Here is an 18753-nt window from a genome sequence, read left to right as displayed (position 1 = left end):
GAGAATTGAATCAGCAGCTTGCCTCTCAATCAAGGAAGAGTTTTTCAACGACATCAGCCCAAAGGCGACACTGGCTTGCACTGCCATAGTCTTCGCTACGGGCGATCGTCGAATTCTGCCGTATTCAGCAGCAAGAGGCTGCTTCCAAAGAGAACAGAACCATATTAAATTGTTCAAGGAAGACGTAAACCATCTTTTCACTGCAAGCGTTACAACAAACCATCTCTTAGCCTATTGAAACCGATCATTCGGAACAATCTGGAGAGACAGTCGATGCTCAATTTTTTGTCAGAAAGCATAAATCTTGATAGGTTCCTGACGCTAAATTTATGAAACTTTTTCATTGCGTTGGAATTTCGCGATTATTTTCGTCATTGTATTTTAAGAAATAGTCAGTCTCGGAAGAGTTAAGCGAGGTTTGAATGGAACTTGAGCGCAAACATTTCGCCGGCATTGATATGGTTTACATCAACGGGCGGATGGTTAGCACAACATCTTGGCAAGTTGGTGAGCTGATGAATGACCTCATTGAAAACGGTTCGACCAAAATGCTGCTAAACTTGCAGGACGTCGAATATGTCAGCAGTGCCGGATTGCGATCCATTCTGGTGGCCGCAAAACTCATTCAATCGAATGATGGCGAGCTGCGGATATGCTCAGCCCGCGAGGATGTTGCCAAGATCCTTGAAATGTCGGGGTTCGACAGTCTCATTAGTCTACACGCCGACGAGGCCGAGGCAGTCGCTGCTTTTGATTAGAGCTGACAAAGAAAACGCGCTAGTCGAGTCAGATAAGTCTGATCCCAAAGTATTCCGACACTGCTAAGAAATGTGTCAGCAACTCAGATTGGATAGTAGCGATATCACCTGCGCTGGTTTTCTTGGAGAAGGCCACGACTTCAACCGGATATCCGTCTACCGTAGGTGGCAACGCCTTTATACCAATCGGATGCCTGCGTTGGTGAACATTCTTTTGGGTTTGTATGAAGCGTTTCATATACACTTGAAACAGTTCGAAGTTCGTGATCCCTGATTTGCTGAAATCAGTCCAAGGGGTGTGTATAGAAGGGTTGTCCAGGTCGGCCAAAAGCGTGGATATGTCATCACTTAAAAGAGGGATATCTCGCAGTTTTTCCAGTTCCTCTACGGAACAGAAATGCACAGAGTCTGCTTTGACTACAAATGTGAACAACACAAGTCTCGCCCGCATTGTGTCCGTCATGTGCCTGTAGTTCATGTTCGCGCTGTCGAAGAATTTGTGCGTCGGAATTAGTGTGGTGCTGTAATCTCCGTTCTCAACAGTGATATCATAGAGCCCTATACGCTTGACTGTTCCGTCCGCCTTGAATCCAGGCACCTTAACCTTGTCACCTTCGCGTAGAAGATCCCACGAGGCAATTCTCAGGCTCGCCTGAATAGCCATCAGGGTGTCCCGGAAAATGAACATTAAAACTGCCGTTAACGCACCGAGACCACTCAGTAGAGTTACGACGTCGGTTTCAACTGTTATCGAAATCGCAAAGGCGACCCCTAAGAGGAAAACGACGACCTTTGCCAAATCGACATATCCGGTCGAGCTGGCCCCCTTGTCTCCGGCATTATGACGAATGATACCACCGATCCCGGCCAGTATCTTGATGATCGTTTCAATGGCTATTGCGATCAGTAGCAAGCCACTTATCAGGCGAATTTCATATGCGTAAGGTTCGCCAAGATTGGCAAGGAAGAAAGCTACCCCAACTGGGAAGGCATAGACAAAGTGGAACGGACGCAGCGCGTCGACGATCAGATCGACTTGGATCGATCCCACACGAATTGCGAAGCGCATTGCGATGCTGCCAATCAACGTTTTCAGAAATGGAGAGGCTATCAGCGCTATTATGACGAGGACGACAAGGGTTGGTCCCGGATAGGACTGCACGAGAGTAGTCAGTTGCTCCATTTAATACCCCAGCCCAGTGAAAATTAGTCGACTATAGCGCTGACCTGGCTTCGTCTTCGGTGTCAAAGACCGGAAAGATCCTGGAGAATCCGGACATATTAAACACGGACTTAGTGGTCTCGTTCATTGCACAAACGCCTAGTTTCTTTCCCTGCCCATTTAGCCGTTTGCCCAGAGCGAGAATAACACGCAATCCAGTAGATGCGATGAAATCGACCTTTTCGACGTTGATCACCACATTCTTGTTTGGCTCGTCTTCGAGAATCCGGTTGATATCGGTTTCAGCATCAGGACTTGATGTCGTGGTTAGATCGCCGTCGATATAGACAAAGACGGTTTCGTCGTCAGACTTCGATGTGATTTCCAGATACATTTATCGCCTCTTGTTCCACTTCCGCCCACAGGGTTCAGTCACCCATTCGTTTCATCATGACCGTGATATTGCGGCCGTTTTTTCTCCGATACGAGTAGTCATCCATCAAGTTTTTCATCAAGTGGATTCCTAATCCGCCAATTTTGCGATCCTCTAAAGAGCTTTCTGTATCTGGGTCATCCTGCATGAATGGGTCGAATTCGATGCCGTCGTCTTCGACCGATACAATAAGTCTTTGCTTGTCAGTTTCGAGGCTCACATCAATGATGTGTTCCTCTTCGTCCTGGAAGGCGTAGCTAATTATGTTGTTCAGGAAATCATCGAGCACTATCGACAAGGCATTCTGAACTTCGGCCTCCAACCCAAATTTTTCCCCAAATTCCTCAAGCGCTCTTTGACACCTGTCAATTTCTGAAAGCTCATTTTTCAAATGCAGCTCGATCACCGCACGTTCCTCTCGACTTTCCCAATCCACGTAACGCAAACCAAAGACCGTGATATCGTCCGACTGTTCTGCCTCTCCTGCAAATTCATCAACTGAGTCCACAATCTCATGCATCAAATATTTCACACCGTGTTTGTTTGACACGGACAACAAATGTTCTAGCCGCTTCTCACCATAAGCCTCACCTTCGCTATTGAAGGCTTCGGTGATGCCATCAGTGAATACGATGATCTTGTCATCCATTCCCAACTTGATTGTGGCTTCCTCATATTGAATGTTCTCCATGACACCTATCATGGGTCCATGGATTTCATCCAAAGTTTTAAGCTCGCCAGTCGGGGAAAGAATGTATGGCGGGTTATGTCCAGCATTGGTGTAGGTCATCTCGCCAGTCTCGGTATCAATGATGCCGAAAAAGACTGTGATAAACATGCAGTCCTTGTTGTTCTCGCTCAGTTCGTTGTTCGTTTTCTGAATGATGCGCGCCGTCGACATGGTCGACTGGGAATGCGATTTCAGCAAAGTTTTCGTAACCGCCATGAGCAGCGCTGCCGGGACGCCCTTACCCGACACATCTGCAACGACAAAGGCAAACTTGCGCTCGTTGATGAAAAAGAAGTCGTAGAAGTCTCCACCCACCTCTCGCGCAGGCCGCAACGTGGCCCACACATCTATATCCCTATGCTCAGGGAAACGCGGGAACGTCAGTGGGATCATGCTCATCTGGATTTCACGTCCGATATTGAGCTCGTCACCCATGCGTTTGTTTGCGATGGAGAGTTGCTTTTCGAGTTCCTTTTGGTGGGTGATGTCCACCACCACTCCAAGCATTCCACCGCGGCTTCCGTCAGACAAATCAAACGCTTTGGCCCAATAGAGCATCTGGCGCTCGCTGCCATCCAAAAGCGTAACGGAAATCTCGCTGTGTTTCGTACCGCCATCCTTGATAAGTTCGACGTCCTCCTCGTGGTGAAAACGCCTTTTTTCTTCGGATGGATGCTCCATATCCAGAAGGGTCTTGCCAATGTATTTTTCTTTGGCAGTGCTTCCGAAAACATTATTGTATGCTTCGTTGAAAGTGAGAAATCGGGCTTCTGGATCTTTCACGAAAAGCGGATTGGGAATGGCGTCGACCAAGGCAGAAATGAAAGCTAAGTTGTCAGCTAATTTTTTTGCATTTTGCTTCCGTTCCGTAATGTCGATATCCAAACCAGCAACTGCTACGTGATTGCCTTCGGCATCCTTGATTGGGAATGTGCTGACTTGTAGGTGATAGTCTTGCCCTGTGTGGTCCTTGACCAGGGTTTCGGCGTCTCGGCGTCGCCCGGTTGCCAGAATATCTCGGTTATATCCCTCGTATGCCTTTCCCTCTTCAGGAAAGATGTCCCTGACTTTCTCGCCAAGGATGTTTTCCCGTTTGACGCCGTGGAACTTTTCAAACGCTCGGTTCACATACTTGAAGCGCATATCCTCGGACTGAACGAACACATTCATCGGCATCTGTTCGATGATTTGATAAACTTCGCTCATCTCCTGTTCAGCCTCTCTTCGGGCGGTGATGTCGCGCACGATGCCTACAAAGATACGCTCTCCACCGACAAACGCCTCGCCAACGGTCAGACCCATTGGAAACTCTGATCCATTTTTGCGAAGACCGATAACCTCTCGGGTCCTTCCTATGACTCGTGGGTCTCCGGATTTTACGTAACGTTGCAGATAAGAGTCATGTTCAGATTGCATCGGTTCTGGCATCAGAACATCTACTTTTCCTCCGACAACCTCGCCTCGGTCGTAACCAAATATCTTCTCTGCGCTGTGACTGAATTCTTGGATAACACCATCAGTCCCTATCACGATGATGCCATCAGCTGCATTTTCAAAAATTGTGCGAATACGGGTTTCACTTGCCTCAAGGCTTTCAGTTCTCTCCGCAACCTTTTGCTCAAGACCACCTATAAGGTCGGCTAGGGCGTCGCGCATGACGTCGAAACTGCGCGCCAACTTGGCAATTTCGTCACCGCCGCTGGTGTCAATCTTAACACCCAAATCACCTTCTGCCATTATCGCGGCTTTTTGTGTGAGTTCCTTGATCGGAGAAGTGATCCTTTTGGACAGAACAGCGGAAATCGCACCGACGAGCAGAGCAAATAATATCAATAACAAAAACATCCGATCCCTAAGGTCGGTAACTGGCGCGAAGGCTTCAGCCTCGTCGATTTCACTCATGATGACCCAATTAATCCCTTCAGAATTGATTGGCCGATATGAAGAAAGAACGGGAACGCCGCGATAGTCAGGAAAGATTTCGGTATCGGTTTCGCCGGCTAGAGCTCTTCGAGTACCTTGCGTTTCAACTCTCTGAAGCCCGATGGAGCTTTCAAACGCCCTGATCTGCTGGATGGTTTCCGGTGCCGTCCCGATGTTTTTAATCATGGCGAAGTAGTTTTCCGCATCTTCAATCAAAAAACGGGACTGATTTCGCATTAAGAAATCCGAGCCAACAAGATAAGTCTCACCGCTTTCGCCCAATCCGACATCGGACCAAGCCTGATTGCTGGTCATGATTTCGTTGATGCGCCCAATAGGCATCTGGAATACCAAAACGCCGGTCAGTTTGCCTTGGTTCATGATCGGTGCAGCTATGAACGAAGCAGGCGCATTGTAGGAAGGTTCGTAGGGTTCAAAGTCAGCCAGTTTGACAAAAACCTGTCCTGCTGCGAGTTCAGGATTTACCTCTGCTTCCAACCCCCATTCGCGCGCGGCTTTAAAAACCTCAGCAAAATTTGACCTCTGATATGGGCCGGTCAGCAAGGAGGTTCCGAAATCCACTTCTTTGAACACTGAATACACTATCTGTCCGTCTTCAGGTTCCACCAAAAAAATATCGTAGAACCCAAACCGGTCCAGATAATCGCGGAACCAGGGGTGGTACTTCGAGTGCATCGAACTGTAATAAGTCCCGTCCCCGGCGTCGGTGAGGACATGCTTTTCGCCGGTCGGGTTCGGATTCTGAACGATATATTGCTCCTGAAGATATCGCCCCACTTCCGTGTTCGGAAAATAACTTTCAGCGGAGACGCCTTTTAAGTCTTCGAGAGTATGGGCTTGGAGGCGTTCAAAAAACTCGTCTTCATAGTACCTTCGCATGCCCTCAGACACGGCCATTGCCTCTGGCAAGCGAGCCTCATTCGAGGATTTGAGTGCAGCTATTGCGAGTTTAAACCCTTTTATGGCGTTGTGCGCTTCTTCATTGGTTGAAACTGAGCGGATCTGATTGGAAATCAGCTCAAAATAGTCCTCGATCTGTTGAGCCTTCATTTCCCGAACAGCGGTCAGCTGCGCAAAGGTGAGGTCGTTGATTGCCGATTTTGCGTTGCGGTATTCGATGCTTCCAAAAATGATCAAGCTGGCCGTCGCCAAAACTGCGCCAAACAGAAACAGCTTCAGCCTGATTGAAATATTCCAACCTTCTTTCACTTCGCTCACCGCGCCCTCCCCGAAGCTAAATGCGAAAAAAAGGAGCTTTTAAATGGCTCAAGCTACGGCAAGCGAGCAATTGCGCCCTAGATAAGCAGCGCTGAAAATCACTTCCTAGGCCCAAGTTTAGCGGGAGAACGAAATTTCGCAACGTTGACGTCAATCGGTACAAGTTGCTTTTCGCGGCTCCTGAACCAAACCGGTGGTCACCAAGCTCTTCAGTTGCTTTCTGTTCGCAGACAATGACGAGATCGCATCAGCTTTAACTGCCTCCAGAGTGCCCGCTTAGGCGGCAACCTAGTATCGCATTTCCTAAGCTGCCAACGACGCAGAAAAATCATTCAACTTATGCCTGTACTCTCGGATGTTTCTGAGATGACGCTTCAGTTCTCTTAGTGTCATTGGTACACGAGCCAGCGGTGTTTCCTTGGTCTCCATCCCTCTGGGCCTAGGATTACTATTATTACATATGGTGACGACGTTTTGGCGATTCCGATGGTTAGCCGGGTAAACTGGACATTCACTTGCGTCGATTGGTACCTCACCCGTTTCTGGTTCTGGTATATTGTCTCGAATGACTTCCAGCACACCTGCCCCCCCAGAATTTTCTGCAGTAGGCATTTGCTGCTTGAGTGATGTTACGGAATGATCTTGAGCGGCGGTGGAACGGCCACGGACATTCCTCAACTGTAGCGTACAAAAGTAACTGGTTGGTCAGGACCTCTCTGACGTTCTGATTGCCACCTCTGGCTTGATCGATGAGGCCCTTCACAAAGCCCAACCTCTCGGAGGGCTTCATAGTGTACAAGTCTTCCGCCAGTCGCTTGGCGAAGTCGAACAGTTCGGTGTTCGCTCTTCGCTTGGTGGGGCTAGACTTGGCATTTGCTGGGTTCTTCTGACGGTCCTTACGCTGGTAGGCTCCTTTACGGCAGTTGGGTTGGCAGTACTTTTGATTGCGGCGTTGGGGCTGGAACTCTATGCCGCAATTTGGGCAATTCTGGGTTTTGGGTAGGGTCATTTTCTTCTGCGAACTGGTGGTTTTTGTAGGGTGCCGCTCTCTAGGGGGCGAAGAGAGGTGTGCCTGAAAGTGTGCCTGCTACATGTTGTGTGTCTCCACTCTTCGTCTTCATGTTGTTCATTTAAGGCATTGAAAATTATAAGTATGTAATCACGAGTATAGCTGGAACATACTAGATTCATCGAACTACGAATCAAGGGGTCGGGGGTTCGAATCCTCCTCGGTCCGCCACTTGGTAGTTTCCATAAATTTCGCTAAGACACATTGGGTTTCTCAAACCTTTGTGTTTTATGACTTTAGCCACGTTGGTGGGTTTCGTTGGATTTTATCCGATCATACCCATATACCTTCATTGAGTGGTATATTTTGTGGTATTTTATTGGCTGCATTAAGCGGGAAGCTGACAAAGAAGCTGGTAGAGAATCTCGGTCCGGGTCGGCATGGCGACGGTTCTGGCTTGTACCTTGTTGTTGACCCTTCGGGTGCTCGGCGTTGGATCGTACGCGTAACGGTCAAAGGACATAAGAATCGCAAGGGCGCTCCGCTAAGAACGGACTTCGATTTAGGCGGCGCGGACGTTGTAACGTTGAACCAAGCACGCGAAAGAGCACTCGAATATCGACGCATGGCTAAGCCCGGACTGAACCCGCGCTTCAACGCCCAACGAGAAATCCCGACCTTCGAAGAACTCAGCCGCCAGGTTCACATTGACCGCCTGCCGACATGGAAGAATGCTAAGCATGGCCAGCAATAGCTCAACACCTTGCGTGACTATGCGTTCCCAAAGATCGGCCGTATGCCCGTGGACAGCATCGATCAGCCCGAAGTGCTGATGTGCCTGTCGCCAATCTGGACCGAGAAACACGAAACCGCAAAGCGACTGTCGCAGCGGATCAAGACGGTGCTCGACGTGGCAAAGTCCAAGGGCTTCCGCTCGGGAGAGAACCCGGTGACCGCGATCCGCGAAGGCAAGGTGCTGCCTACCGTCAAAGCCAATGTTCAGCACCACGATGCTATGCCGTGGCAAGAGGTGCCGGCGTTCTATGCCGAGTCGCAGACCCGTTTAGCCATGGCCGCCAAAGCTCTGCAGTTCACCATTCTTACCGCCTGCCGCACTTCAGAAGTGTTGGAGATGAAATGGCCCGAGGTCGACGTAGATGCGCATCTATGGACCATACCTGCGGAGCGTATGAAAGGCGGGCAGGTCCATCTTGTCCCCTTCACCGATGAAATACTGGCCATTCTGGAGCCGCTGCGCGCGCTGGCATCTGACTATGTGTTGGAGGGGCAGATAAGAAGCTGCAGAAATTGATCAACTGACTCGGCGCCGACCAGTGCCAAGGCAAAGCAGTCATTCGACCGAACTGTTTCGATGACGGCTTCGCGCCCATACCTCCCCGATACTGCACAGCACCGTATGGCTGCTCTTGCCTTTTAGCTGCTTGCCATACCAGCAATCATTGCCCCTAGCGCGACAAGATGGACAAGCATGAGTGCCTTGTCATTCCACAGTGCGCCAACGGCGAACCAACCAACGACGCCGATAAGAAACATGTAAAGGTTCCAAGGTGTCCAGCCAAACCCCGTTGCGGTGTATCCCATGATCTGAACAGCAGATGCGCCCCACTTGACCGTGAAGACAAGGCGCTCGCGCGGCAATACAAAGGCCAAGGCATCAGACTGCACGGGTCAAACCTCCGTCGATACGCAGGTTTTGTCCCGTCATGTAGCCACCATCTTCCGAGGCGAGCCATGAAATGAGAGAAGACACCTCTGACGCGAAACCGTAACGCCCCATGGGAATACGCGATTTGCGGTCTTCGGTTTCGGGCAGGCTATCGATGAAGCCCGGAAGGACGTTGTTCATGCGAATGTTCTCTGACGCGTGTTTGTCCGAAAAGAGCTTCGTGAATGCTGCAAGCCCGGCCCGGAATACCCCCGACGTTGGAAAGAGAGGGTCGGGTTCGAAGGCCGCAAAGGTTGAGATGTTGATGATTGCTCCGCCGCCCTGCGCCTGCATTGTCGGCGTGACAAGCCTTGTAGGGCGGACCACGTTCATCAGGTACACTTCCATCCCTTTATGCCATTCGTCGTCGTTGATTTCGAGAATCGAACCCTTCGGTCCGTGGCCAGCAGAGTTCACCAAGACATCAATACGGCCCCAACGATCCTTCGCGCCTTCGACCAAAGCGTTGAGCGCTTCTCCGTCAAGGTTAGAGCCCGTCACGCCAAAGCCCCCGAGTTCAGCGCCGAGCGCCTCACCCTTGCCTGACGAGGACAGGATGCCAACCTTGAACCCGTCTTCCGCCAATTTGCGGGCTGCATCCGCACCCATGCCGCTACCGCCTGCTGTGATCAGAGCTACTTTTTCTACTGTCATATCTAGTGTCCTTTGGTGGTTGGGTTACATATGATAGGCTTGTTGAGAAAGTGCGATTGAGAATTGATGTTGCGTGGCAGTAGAAATGCTATTGCAAAATGACTGAACTTCCCCCACTCAATAGTCTGCGTGCTTTCGATGCAGCAGGCCGCCGCCTTAGTTTCCGAGCCGCCGCTGATGAATTGGGCGTCACGCAAGGGGCCGTGGCGCAACAAGTGCGTCAGCTCGAAGCGCATCTTGATGTGGCCTTGTTTGAACGGGTACCGAAGGGCCTGCGGTTCACATCGGTCGGACGCATCTATCACAAGCGGATCGCTGACGTGTTCGCAGACCTTCGATCCGCAACTGCCGAGTTGAAGCCAGAGCCGTACAAAGTCCTTATCAGCGTCACTCCGACTTTCGCCGCAAAATGGCTGATCCCCAACCTACCCGACTTTTCCGCAGCATACCCGAACATTGATTTGCGGATCATGGCCACTGAGAAAGTCTCGAGCTTTCATAGCGACGGGATTGACCTTGCAGTACGCCAAGGATCGCCGCCCTTTGGCGCATCACTAGACGTAACCCTTCTGTTCAAGCAATTGCTCATCGCGGTAGCTGCGCCAAAATTTGCGACCAAGGACGATAGTGTTCTTGAGCCAGAAACCCTCAATAAACTTCCAAAAATCCATGACACCCATGATCTTTGGCCCAGCTATCTTGCGCATTTAGGCGTCGAGTACCAGTCTCCTCGTGACCTCCATCTGAGCCAAACGTCTCTTGCGGTCGATGCTGCTATTGCCGGGCAAGGTGCGGCCCTGGTAAGCCGGTTTCTAGTGGCTCATGACATTGAAGCCAGACGCTTAGTCGAGATTGGTGCCGCCTGGGATCCGGGCAGAAATGACTTCTATGTCCTCAAGCCGCGAGCCATCAAAAACAATGAGTCGGTGACCAACGTTTTGGCATGGCTCAAGTCGCGCTCCGCCCAAGATACCTGAATGCCTTGAATGGAAAGCAGGCACTTAAATCATTCGAGCGAATGGCATTTGAGTCCGCAAAACGGTCATTCAGTGAAATTCGCCAAATGACAGTTTTGCGGTCTAAAGCCGCCTCAGGCCGACGCTGCAGATTTCGCATTTCTACCGACAACCCACAAACACAACACCGCAAGCAAAATCTCTATCGCAAATGCGGCAAGAGTGTTTTCGGATGGCCAACCATCGAGGACGAAACTGATTGTCCTGCCCACGGCAAAAGCTGAGAAAACCGTAGCCCCAAGCAAGGCTGAGGCCTGGACCAACTTTTGGTGAAATGCTCCGCAAAAAATGATCAGGCCAAGTACTGCGAGATTGGCAGCAGGTGCACGCAAATCACTCATCAGGTTTGGTTGCGGCGAGAGTACGATGCCGTAGTTGGCTTAGAAAGACTGTGGGTCCAGAGTGATTGCCAGACCTATGGCGAATGCCGTTAATCCGGACATGCCCAATATAAGTCTGCGTTTAAGTCCAAGTTTCATGATCGTCTCCATTGCCCTTTGACCCGACTCAAGCGGCTCTGGTCCACGCGCCAGAGGTTGCAGCTTTGTGTGCGAAGTCGGCGAAGTCGCGTGGCGTACGTCCAAGCGCACGCTGGACACCGTCTGCGAGGTTCGCATTGCGCCCGTCCAGCGTTTCACGCGCGATGTCCGTAATCACATCAGCAATCATCTCGCCATTGGCATGGGCTATTTCCGCGTGGAAGTCTTCGAATGAAATTGGCAGGTATCGCACAGTCCTGCCCATGGCGTGCGAAAGCTCTGCGGCCATGTCTGCAAACGTCATGAGACGGGGGCCGGTGACTTCATAAAGTTCACCGATATGTCCGTCTTCGATCAGGGCGGCTACGGCAACATCGGCAATGTCGTCCACGTCGATGATCGGTTCGCGCACGTCACCTGCGGGCATTGGCAAGACACCTGCTATGACTGGACCAAGCAATGCCCCTTCAGAGAAGTTCTGTGCAAACCACGCGGCGCGAACGATCGTAAATGGCACTCCAGAATTGCGAACGACCGCTTCGGCCCGTTCCGCATGGAACTCGCCACGTCCGGTCAACAACACAAGGCGCTGTAATCCTTTTTTCCGCGCCAATGCTGTGAACGCTTCGACTTGCTCAACTGCGCCTGGGAATGCGATGTCAGGAAAGTAGGAAATATAGGCGGCCGAGACGCCTTCCAGAATTGCGGGCCAGGTCTGCGGTTGTTCCCAGTCAAATGGCGTTTCACTGTTCCGCGATGCGCGCCGGACTGTCTGGCCTTTTTCTTCCAGACGTGTCGCGATCCGCGATCCCGTTTTGCCTGTTGCGCCAAGTACGAGAATGGTTTGCTGTATCATTGGTCATCTCCATGAGTTCAGTTGATGACCCGAAATTAGGCAACCAATAGAGATGTTCTATTCTTCAGAATCCAGTATTCTTATCCAATCGTCCTAAATGGATAGACGAAGAGCCAAATTTCAGCCAAAGTCGCGACATGAACAAGGTTGAACCACATGTCCCTGACCCAGATGCGCTGGCAAAGCCGATCGGCGATCCGCTGGGGGAAATCCTTCATCTTCTGAAACTCACTGGCACATTCTATTGCCAGTCTCGCATGACGGCACCATGGGGCGTATCCATCCCAGGGTTTCCCAGCGTACTGAGCTTTGCGGTCATCACACACGGGCGGTGCTTGATGAGGGTCGGTGACGATGACCCATTCGAGGTCGAAAAAGGCGATCTGGTCTTGATGACCAACGGAGCACCGGTCGGTTTCTTTAGCTCAGAAGACGCGCCGCGTTTGACGCTGGAAGAGTTGCCCATTCGCAAGGTGACCGAGCTCTATGAAACACTGGAGTACGGTGGTGGTGGAGCGGAGACGGGCATCATGTACGGCCTCGTCCGGATCGATCACGCCGCCAGTGATATGTTGATGGGTTTGCTTCCGGATGTACTCAAAATCGACCCGTGGGAAGAGGATGCCGGAAGCTGGCTACAGGCAACTTTGCAATTCATCGCAAAAGAGGCGCGGGAATTGAGACCAGGCGGCGAAACCGTGATCACGCGACTGGCCGATGTGGTTGTCATTGAGACCATTCGTCGTTGGCTGAACAGCGCACCCGATGCGGATCGAGGCTGGTTAAAAGCTGCGCGAGATCCGCAGATCGGGCGCACGATAGTCGCAATTCACCGAACGCCTGCTGTGGCTTGGACAGTCGAGTCTCTCGCGGAGGTTGCTGGTATGTCCAGATCCGCTTTCGCGGCGCGGTTTACTGAGTTGGTAGGCATTCCAGCAATCCAGTATCTTGCAACGTGGCGTATGCACCTGGCCAGCGAAAGGTTGGTGTACACGGATCAACCAATCTCGCAGATTGCCGCTGACATCGGATACTTGTCAGAGCCTGCGTTCAACAAAGCCTTCAAACGGGTGTATGGCGCGCCACCGGGAAAAATCAGGAAGAACGGAGTTCACTCCGTATCCAGGCGAAACTTGAGAAACTGAGCATCTTCGTATTCGATCTCGCCGATGTCTTTGGCGCCGAGTTTCCGGAGCGCACCCAGATTTTTTCGACTTGGTGGCAACAGAAACGTGACAAAGGGGATACGTTTGTCAGCGATCGCAAAGTCGATTGCCATCTTGGAAATCCGTTTCCCAAGTCCAAAGGCATCGGGCCGCAAAACCAACCCAAAATCCCATTCGTCACCTTCTTTTTGAAAGCCCCCCCAACCAACAAACCGACCGCCTGACAAAGACGCCCAATGTCCAAGGCCGTCCCGTGCCCAGTAGCCTTCCTTCTTGGCGATAAACTCTCTTGCGACGTCAACATTCCATTTGAACGTCAAAAGTGGCATATGCTCTGCTACCCGGGGGTCGGACATATGAACCGCAATGTCATTCGGATCGATTTCCGAAAGGCGTGCAAATGAAATCCCATCTTTCATCATTATTCTCATTTGATGGCCCGAGCTGTCCCTTGCATGCACAGTAATTTTGGCGCGAATGCTTTTTTTACAGCTTTCTCGCGACAATGTACCGGCTCGGCAATAACCCGGCTTGATCCGCTGTCTCGACGATATCGAAGCCCGCAAGTTCAATGGCGAGCTGGAGTTCAGCTGCGGATACAAAATTTACAAACGGAGCTTTCCCGAGCAACTGCATAATCGGGATCGCTATTCGGCTGATCATAACATATTTGAACCCTCCACTCTCCGGAGCGCAGACGGTTTTGGAAATGAATACCCCACCGGTTTTTGTAAGGGTCGCAATGTGTTCGAGTGCATGGCCCAGATCGGGAACAAGGTGCAGTAGATTATGTGCGAGGACAGCGTCGAAAGAGCCGTTGTCAAGATCGTGCTGCAGAACCTCGGCCACTTTGAATGTGACATTCTCCAGTTTTTCTTCAGCGAGTTTCTCGTTGGCGATTTCGATCATCCCCGGTGCGAGATCGGAGGCAGTTATTTGAGCCACATGCGGTGCCAGTAGCAACGCGGTCGACCCCGTTCCACAGCCGATTTCTAGCACGCTGTCTTCGGCATTCAGGTAGGACTTTGTGCGTGCGAGCGTGTTCAGATACCCTTCCATATTTCGGATAGGATCAGCCGCATATTTGCGCGAAATCTTGCTCCAAAATGCGGCATCTTTGGACAATGCAGCCATATCGTTTCTCTTTTCTTTTGGTGTCACCGCAGCCAATATTTTAAAACGCCGATTTATTAAATTGCCGGTTATTGCAGAACTGTTATGCATTAATGCATGAATTGGAAGGTTATCAATTTCGATTGGAACCAGGCTCGGTCCTTTCTTGCAAGGGCAGAAGAAGGCTCGTTTACCGCCGCGGCGCGCGTGCTTGGGCAGACCCAGCCAACCGTCGGTCGGCACGTCGCCGCACTAGAACTGGCGCTTGGCGTCACATTGTTTGAAAGGGTTGGCAAGTCGCTTGATCTGACAACAGCCGGTGCTGAGCTTTTGGTACATGTCAGTGAAATGGCAAATGTCGCGAACAGAAATTCTCTGACTGCGGCAAGCCAGTCAAAAGCCATCGAAGGGCAAGTCAGGATCACCGCGTCCGACGTGATGTCAGCCGATCAGCTTCCGCCTATTCTTAAGCAGATCAGGCTCGCGGCACCACGGATTGAGATCGACGTTGTCGCAGCAAATGACATACGCGACATACAGCAGCGCGAGGCAGATATTGCAATTCGGCATGTGCGCCCAACACAATCGGACTTGATTGCAAAGCTCGTGGCAGAAGCGACAGCACATTTTTACGCTGCCCCTTCATACCTCGAACAAGTTGGGCGGCCACAAAATGACGGCGAACTTGCTAAGTTGGATTTCGTCAGCTTTGGCGATGTTGACACGATGATTGGATTTCTCAATCCGGCTGGCATCGAAATAACCCGCAAGAATTTCCGCATTGGATCGCAGAACGGGATAGTGTCATGGGAGCTTGTGCGCCAAGGCTTCGGCATTAGTGTTATGTCAGACGATGTGGCGGCCCTTACACCCGGTGTGGAGCGTGTTCTGCCGGAACGCGAGCCATTCAAATTTCCTCTCTGGTTGGCCACACACTCTGAGTTACAAACAGCGCGAAGGATCAGGTTGGTTTTTGATCAGCTTGCAGACCATCTCGGCTCGCGGACAAATTATTGAACGTGTGTTGGTTTGGTGTCGTGATCTGGAGTCTGCTTCGGGCTCGGTGCAGACGTTCGGCAGAATTCAGTGAATGTCTGCTGCGCGGACAAAGCTGACGTTCGCGGTATGGCTACCAAAGTCTGCTATTGTTCCGGACAATCAACAAACAATAACTTTGGATGGTGTTGTATTAGTCAAGAAATAGCATTCTCTGAGTTTTAGAGACGTTTTCCAGTAGGCTTGGCTACATTCTCTGACAAATGAAATCATTTCGCTTGAAAATAAGCTAAGCGGGCAGCGCCATCACCACTTGTTGATACAGCATCCAAAATCTGCCAGCATACTTTGAAATGTCCTACTTCGAACATCATGTAAGTATTTTTGCGAGTTTGATGTGTACAAAAACTCAAAGCGACTATTGACGATATTGGCGGCAGATGTTGCTGGGTTTACGAAGCTCGTTTCTGAGGATGAAGAGGCTACCCTATATCGTCTCGCAGAGCTTCGTTCGATTATGGATCCGATTATCAAGTCTTACGGAGGCAGGATCGCAAACACGGCAGGCGATAGCGTGCTGGCGTGTTTTGACAATCCCACCGGCGCGGTGGAAGCCGCTATTTCCATTCAAGAACAACACAATGCTAACAATGCTCAGCTTAGAACAAGCGACCGCATGAGGTACCGGATCGGTATCAATATTGGTGAGGTCGTTCAGCAACCCAATGGTGATTTGTTGGGTCACGGAGTGAATGTAGCATCCAGGCTTGAGATGATTTCGGAACCCGGTGGAATCTGTTTAGCCGAAAACGTTATTGAGCAAGTCAAAGGAAGCTTGGATTACCGCTTCACAAAAATCGGCGAGCATTTTGTCAAAAACCTTGATCAACCATTGAAGGTGTACAAAGTAGGTGAGGCCACCCTGCCAACCTACGAGAAAGCCGCGCGACGACTTCAGGCTTGGGTTCGTGGGCAGTACTTTTTGCCCCTCTTGTTCGCAGTTGTATTAATATCTATTGGCTTCTCAGCCTTTGTCCTTCTGTCAAACAAATCCGACGAAGCCAAAAGTTTTGACCCTGAATACCTCGAGGACTTTCTGACCTTAGATCCATCTCCCGAAGAATTGCTCGAATTTTTTGATTTAGTAACCGTCGGCAAATACAAGGATTCGACTTACTACGTAATTAGAACGTGGGGCGCAGAATTTGAGATTCTTGAAAAGGTTTCAGAAGCCTTGGGTGGACACCTCGTTACCATCACTGACCGAGAAGAAAACGACTTTGTGTATCAACTGACGCTGGAAGATGATGGGCACTGGGCGTTTGAGGGAAACCTCGCTCTGGGACCATTAATTGGCTTGGTGCAGGACCCCGAAGGCGCGGAGCCTGATGGTGGCTGGGGATGGGCAAATAATGAGCCGATGAATTTCTCCAATTGGAAGCGGGGTAGTCCCGACAACAGCAGCGGCAATCAGGATTTCGGAAATTTTCAAGGCCCTAATGTTCCCAAATCCAGCCCTCTTTGGAACGACACAACAATATGGAAGCGTTCGTTCATAGTTGAGGTTCCCAAACCCTAATTCCGAAATGTACCAGTTACAGTTTTGCGGAAGGTTCGTAATTCAAGAGTGGTGCTTGACTGATTCCCGAACACCTCACTAGCATCAGTGATAAGTATTCTAGTGGGATATTGGTGATATGCGGTCATTTTTCGTTTTAATTTTAATATATTGTGTTGGGATTTTAGGGGCAAAACCCGTGGCGGCCGATTTCGCAAACGCCCAAAAAAGACTGGAATTCTTCTCTGCGAATAGTTCCTACCGAAATGCCTGGTGCCCGGAACGTAAGCCTTCCAAATTCACAACCGCACCAATCACTCAACCCTTCAAAACAGCATCCGGCAAAGACCGACCTCCCGCTGTTTTCATGAATGAGCTCGGCGCAGCAAATTCCCATCTACTTCGTACCGGATCAAAGGCGGACGCCAGCCAAATCGCCGATCAACTTGCAGCCGCCGCTCAGGCCAGATCATTCGAAAAACAAGGCTTGTTCGATGGCGTGAAGATAGACGCAGCCTGGTGGCAAGCGAACATCCTGCTCAACTTGTCGATGGTTTACAGCTCACTAAGCGCAATTCTGGGAAAAAATGACCCAAGAGTTGTCGCAATTGCAGACTGGGGGGATCGACTTGCAGCAAGGGCAGGCTCAGTAGGCGGTTTCGAGCAGATGTACGGCAAAGAAGGCCATGCCGCCCGTGCGGCTGGGCTTTTGGCATGGGGTGCAGAAACAGGTAATCGAAAAGCGTTCAAAAAAGGTGAAAGAGATCTAGCATATCTAGCGCGGCAAATGCGCCCGAATGCCCCTTTGGCCGGTACATTTGACCAAGCTCGCAACAAACGTCCGGCCAAGCGGCAACTACACTACACGTTTATCACATACGGGTACCTCGTGCTTGCGATGGATGCATCACGGCGTGGCGGTGGAAAAGGCTTTCGACACAAGAGCCGTCAGACAGATATCCATAGAGCATTGGTATGGCTTGTTCAGTCATCAGCTGCGCCGAATAACCCAGTTGGCTTAAGCGGTCCCCAAGATACATTTTTCTGGACTACGCGAAGCGATAGGTACCACAACCTTGCTTGGGCGGAGGCCTATCTTCGCAACTATCCCAACACCCAAGCTGGATTGCTTTTGAAAAGAAAACTCAAAGGCCAACGTTCGCGCGGCGTGTTTGCCGGGTGGTATGGTGGCAACCTGACCTGTTCTCTTGGCCCGGGCAGTTAAGGCCAACCAAATATCTATGAGTGCCGTTTGTTTACGCTTGAAAACGGGAGCGACAAAGCGGGGAACTTGTCATCACGTGCCATGTTCATTAAATTCATGGTGAAGCGTAGTGTGCAAGAAACACCGCCACCAGTGAGCCTGTGGTGCCAACCTCTCGGACAACACGGTACAATGTTGATTGGTTTCTTAGTCGTGGCTGGAAACAAAGCCGACGTTCGTGCACCATGCAGTATCAGGCACTATGGGCTTCGAAGAAGACGTTCGCTGCACTTTGTATGAGTGTCTGCTATTCATGTGTTTTACCAGTCGTTCCGTCATGCTCGAACCTGAGGCATTGAAGCGCTGGCTCCAATGTTAAGTGAGGTATATTGGGTGGTATGCATTTTAGATGACAAAATTTTGTATATGTTTAATAGCAATTTACAAAAAATATATGGCTGCTCCTTTCTCCGCAATTGCCTTCCTGTTGAACGTCACACGAACCTGACCCAACCGTCGTAGTTAGACCAGAAAAGCGGTGAGTATTCGGCATCTGAGGGCAACCCAAGTCATATTTTCTTTTGTGAACGAAGTGAGATCCGGGGCTGCAGATCAGTCGCTGTATCTTGTAATTTGTTCAACCATTTGTGTAGTTTGCGATCTGCCAAATTGGGCTGATGTCGTTGAAAAACTCTTCCTTGATTGAGAGGCAAGCTGCTGATTCAATTCTC

18 protein-coding genes are annotated in these 18753 nt (G+C 50.6%); 9 read left to right on the top strand and 9 right to left on the bottom strand.

The genetic code is table 11. The features are described 5' to 3' along the window. Both GOV80_RS22275 and GOV80_RS21560 read left to right on the top strand, forming a co-directional pair. Positions 1-238: hypothetical protein (locus GOV80_RS22275; RefSeq protein ID WP_214648095.1), on the top strand; the 238-nt coding region annotated here is incomplete at its 5' end. Between the two features lie 184 nt (positions 239-422). Further along, positions 423-758: an STAS domain-containing protein gene (locus GOV80_RS21560; RefSeq protein WP_170787684.1), complete on the top strand. Its 336-nt coding sequence runs from the start codon at positions 423-425 to the stop codon at positions 756-758. A gap of 28 nt (positions 759-786) precedes the next feature. On the opposite strand, the gene GOV80_RS21555 is transcribed toward GOV80_RS21560, so the two are convergent. From GOV80_RS21555 to GOV80_RS22490, 3 genes are read right to left on the bottom strand one after another with little or no spacing between them, the layout of a single operon-like run. Then, the gene (locus GOV80_RS21555; RefSeq protein WP_170787682.1) at positions 787-1941 is read right to left on the bottom strand and encodes a mechanosensitive ion channel domain-containing protein; all 1155 of its coding nucleotides are present in this window, start codon (positions 1939-1941) and stop codon (positions 787-789) included. A gap of 31 nt (positions 1942-1972) precedes the next feature. Beyond that, positions 1973-2314, bottom strand: coding sequence for an STAS domain-containing protein (locus tag GOV80_RS21550; RefSeq protein ID WP_170787680.1), 342 nt, complete (start codon positions 2312-2314; stop codon positions 1973-1975). 34 nt (positions 2315-2348) lie between these two features. Further along, positions 2349-6245, bottom strand: coding sequence for a PAS domain S-box protein (locus GOV80_RS22490; RefSeq protein ID WP_170787678.1), 3897 nt, complete (start codon positions 6243-6245; stop codon positions 2349-2351). Positions 6246-7486: 1241 nt separating this feature from the next. Between GOV80_RS22490 and GOV80_RS22485 the strand changes: the two genes are divergently transcribed. Together GOV80_RS22485 and GOV80_RS22480 are read left to right on the top strand one after the other, a co-directional pair. After that, positions 7487-8008 carry an Arm DNA-binding domain-containing protein gene (locus GOV80_RS22485; protein WP_237215990.1) on the top strand — a complete coding sequence of 174 codons (522 nt, stop codon included), beginning with the start codon at positions 7487-7489 and terminating at the stop codon, positions 8006-8008. A gap of 9 nt (positions 8009-8017) precedes the next feature. Further along, on the top strand, positions 8018-8566 hold the full coding sequence (locus GOV80_RS22480; RefSeq protein WP_419555669.1) for a tyrosine-type recombinase/integrase: 549 nt from the start codon (positions 8018-8020) through the stop codon (positions 8564-8566). Between the two features lie 122 nt (positions 8567-8688). Here the strand turns inward: GOV80_RS22480 and GOV80_RS21535 are convergent, their stop codons facing one another. Together GOV80_RS21535 and GOV80_RS21530 are read right to left on the bottom strand one after the other, a co-directional pair. Continuing rightward, positions 8689-8940, bottom strand: coding sequence for a DUF6552 family protein (locus GOV80_RS21535; protein WP_170787676.1), 252 nt, complete (start codon positions 8938-8940; stop codon positions 8689-8691). Next, entirely contained in the window at positions 8930-9634 is a 705-nt protein-coding gene (locus tag GOV80_RS21530) for an SDR family oxidoreductase (RefSeq protein WP_170774045.1), read from the bottom strand. The genes GOV80_RS21535 and GOV80_RS21530 overlap by 11 nt, the downstream gene beginning before the upstream one ends. Before the next feature lie 98 nt (positions 9635-9732). Between GOV80_RS21530 and GOV80_RS21525 the strand changes: the two genes are divergently transcribed. Further along, entirely contained in the window at positions 9733-10611 is an 879-nt protein-coding gene (locus tag GOV80_RS21525) for a LysR substrate-binding domain-containing protein (RefSeq protein WP_170787674.1), read from the top strand. A 113-nt stretch (positions 10612-10724) separates the two neighbouring features. Here GOV80_RS21525 and GOV80_RS22775 read toward each other — a convergent pair whose 3' ends face one another. Together GOV80_RS22775 and GOV80_RS21515 are read right to left on the bottom strand one after the other, a co-directional pair. Beyond that, entirely contained in the window at positions 10725-11018 is a 294-nt protein-coding gene (locus tag GOV80_RS22775; RefSeq protein WP_419555670.1) for a DUF4345 domain-containing protein, read from the bottom strand. 139 nt (positions 11019-11157) lie between these two features. Next, positions 11158-11985: a Rossmann-fold NAD(P)-binding domain-containing protein gene (locus GOV80_RS21515; protein WP_170787670.1), complete on the bottom strand. Its 828-nt coding sequence runs from the start codon at positions 11983-11985 to the stop codon at positions 11158-11160. A 137-nt stretch (positions 11986-12122) separates the two neighbouring features. Between GOV80_RS21515 and GOV80_RS21510 the strand changes: the two genes are divergently transcribed. Beyond that, positions 12123-13130 carry an AraC family transcriptional regulator gene (locus GOV80_RS21510; protein WP_170787668.1) on the top strand — a complete coding sequence of 336 codons (1008 nt, stop codon included), beginning with the start codon at positions 12123-12125 and terminating at the stop codon, positions 13128-13130. Here the strand turns inward: GOV80_RS21510 and GOV80_RS21505 are convergent. Together GOV80_RS21505 and GOV80_RS21500 are read right to left on the bottom strand one after the other, a co-directional pair. Continuing rightward, complete coding sequence (locus GOV80_RS21505; RefSeq protein ID WP_170787666.1) at positions 13097-13570, bottom strand: GNAT family N-acetyltransferase; 474 nt, start codon at positions 13568-13570, stop codon at positions 13097-13099. The two genes, GOV80_RS21510 and GOV80_RS21505, sit on opposite strands and share 34 nt — an antisense overlap. Positions 13571-13637: 67 nt before the next feature. After that, positions 13638-14285: a class I SAM-dependent methyltransferase gene (locus GOV80_RS21500; RefSeq protein ID WP_214648094.1), complete on the bottom strand. Its 648-nt coding sequence runs from the start codon at positions 14283-14285 to the stop codon at positions 13638-13640. A 96-nt stretch (positions 14286-14381) separates the two neighbouring features. Between GOV80_RS21500 and GOV80_RS21495 the strand changes: the two genes are divergently transcribed. The 3 genes from GOV80_RS21495 to GOV80_RS21485 all read left to right on the top strand — a co-directional run bounded on the left by GOV80_RS21495 (position 14382) and on the right by GOV80_RS21485 (position 18043). Beyond that, positions 14382-15281 (top strand): LysR family transcriptional regulator, encoded by a 900-nt coding sequence (locus tag GOV80_RS21495; protein ID WP_170787664.1) that lies wholly within the window; start codon positions 14382-14384, stop codon positions 15279-15281. Positions 15282-15657: 376 nt separating this feature from the next. After that, positions 15658-16839: an adenylate/guanylate cyclase domain-containing protein gene (locus GOV80_RS21490; RefSeq protein ID WP_336510189.1), complete on the top strand. Its 1182-nt coding sequence runs from the start codon at positions 15658-15660 to the stop codon at positions 16837-16839. A 118-nt stretch (positions 16840-16957) separates the two neighbouring features. Beyond that, positions 16958-18043 carry a hypothetical protein gene (locus tag GOV80_RS21485; RefSeq protein WP_214648093.1) on the top strand — a complete coding sequence of 362 codons (1086 nt, stop codon included), beginning with the start codon at positions 16958-16960 and terminating at the stop codon, positions 18041-18043. Positions 18044-18753: the final 710 nt, after the last annotated feature.

It is taken from the genome of Ruegeria lacuscaerulensis (assembly GCF_013034685.1).
GTDB lineage: Bacteria > Pseudomonadota > Alphaproteobacteria > Rhodobacterales > Rhodobacteraceae > Ruegeria > Ruegeria lacuscaerulensis_B.
This window is presented reverse-complemented; position numbering and strand designations above follow the sequence as displayed.

What these genes read in the sequence shown, in the direction of transcription:
- GOV80_RS21560 (WP_170787684.1), top strand. Translation starts at nt 423, where the DNA reads ATGGAACTTGAGCGCAAACATTTCGCCGGCATTGATATGGTTTACATC.
- GOV80_RS21555 (WP_170787682.1), bottom strand. Translation starts at nt 1,941, where the DNA reads ATGGAGCAACTGACTACTCTCGTGCAGTCCTATCCGGGACCAACCCTT.
- GOV80_RS21550 (WP_170787680.1), bottom strand. Translation starts at nt 2,314, where the DNA reads ATGTATCTGGAAATCACATCGAAGTCTGACGACGAAACCGTCTTTGTC.
- GOV80_RS21530 (WP_170774045.1), bottom strand. Translation starts at nt 9,634, where the DNA reads ATGACAGTAGAAAAAGTAGCTCTGATCACAGCAGGCGGTAGCGGCATG.
- GOV80_RS21525 (WP_170787674.1), top strand. Translation starts at nt 9,733, where the DNA reads ATGACTGAACTTCCCCCACTCAATAGTCTGCGTGCTTTCGATGCAGCA.
- GOV80_RS21515 (WP_170787670.1), bottom strand. Translation starts at nt 11,985, where the DNA reads ATGATACAGCAAACCATTCTCGTACTTGGCGCAACAGGCAAAACGGGA.
- GOV80_RS21510 (WP_170787668.1), top strand. Translation starts at nt 12,123, where the DNA reads ATGAACAAGGTTGAACCACATGTCCCTGACCCAGATGCGCTGGCAAAG.
- GOV80_RS21505 (WP_170787666.1), bottom strand. Translation starts at nt 13,570, where the DNA reads ATGAAAGATGGGATTTCATTTGCACGCCTTTCGGAAATCGATCCGAAT.
- GOV80_RS21500 (WP_214648094.1), bottom strand. Translation starts at nt 14,285, where the DNA reads ATGGCTGCATTGTCCAAAGATGCCGCATTTTGGAGCAAGATTTCGCGC.
- GOV80_RS21495 (WP_170787664.1), top strand. Translation starts at nt 14,382, where the DNA reads ATGAATTGGAAGGTTATCAATTTCGATTGGAACCAGGCTCGGTCCTTT.
- GOV80_RS21485 (WP_214648093.1), top strand. Translation starts at nt 16,958, where the DNA reads ATGCGGTCATTTTTCGTTTTAATTTTAATATATTGTGTTGGGATTTTA.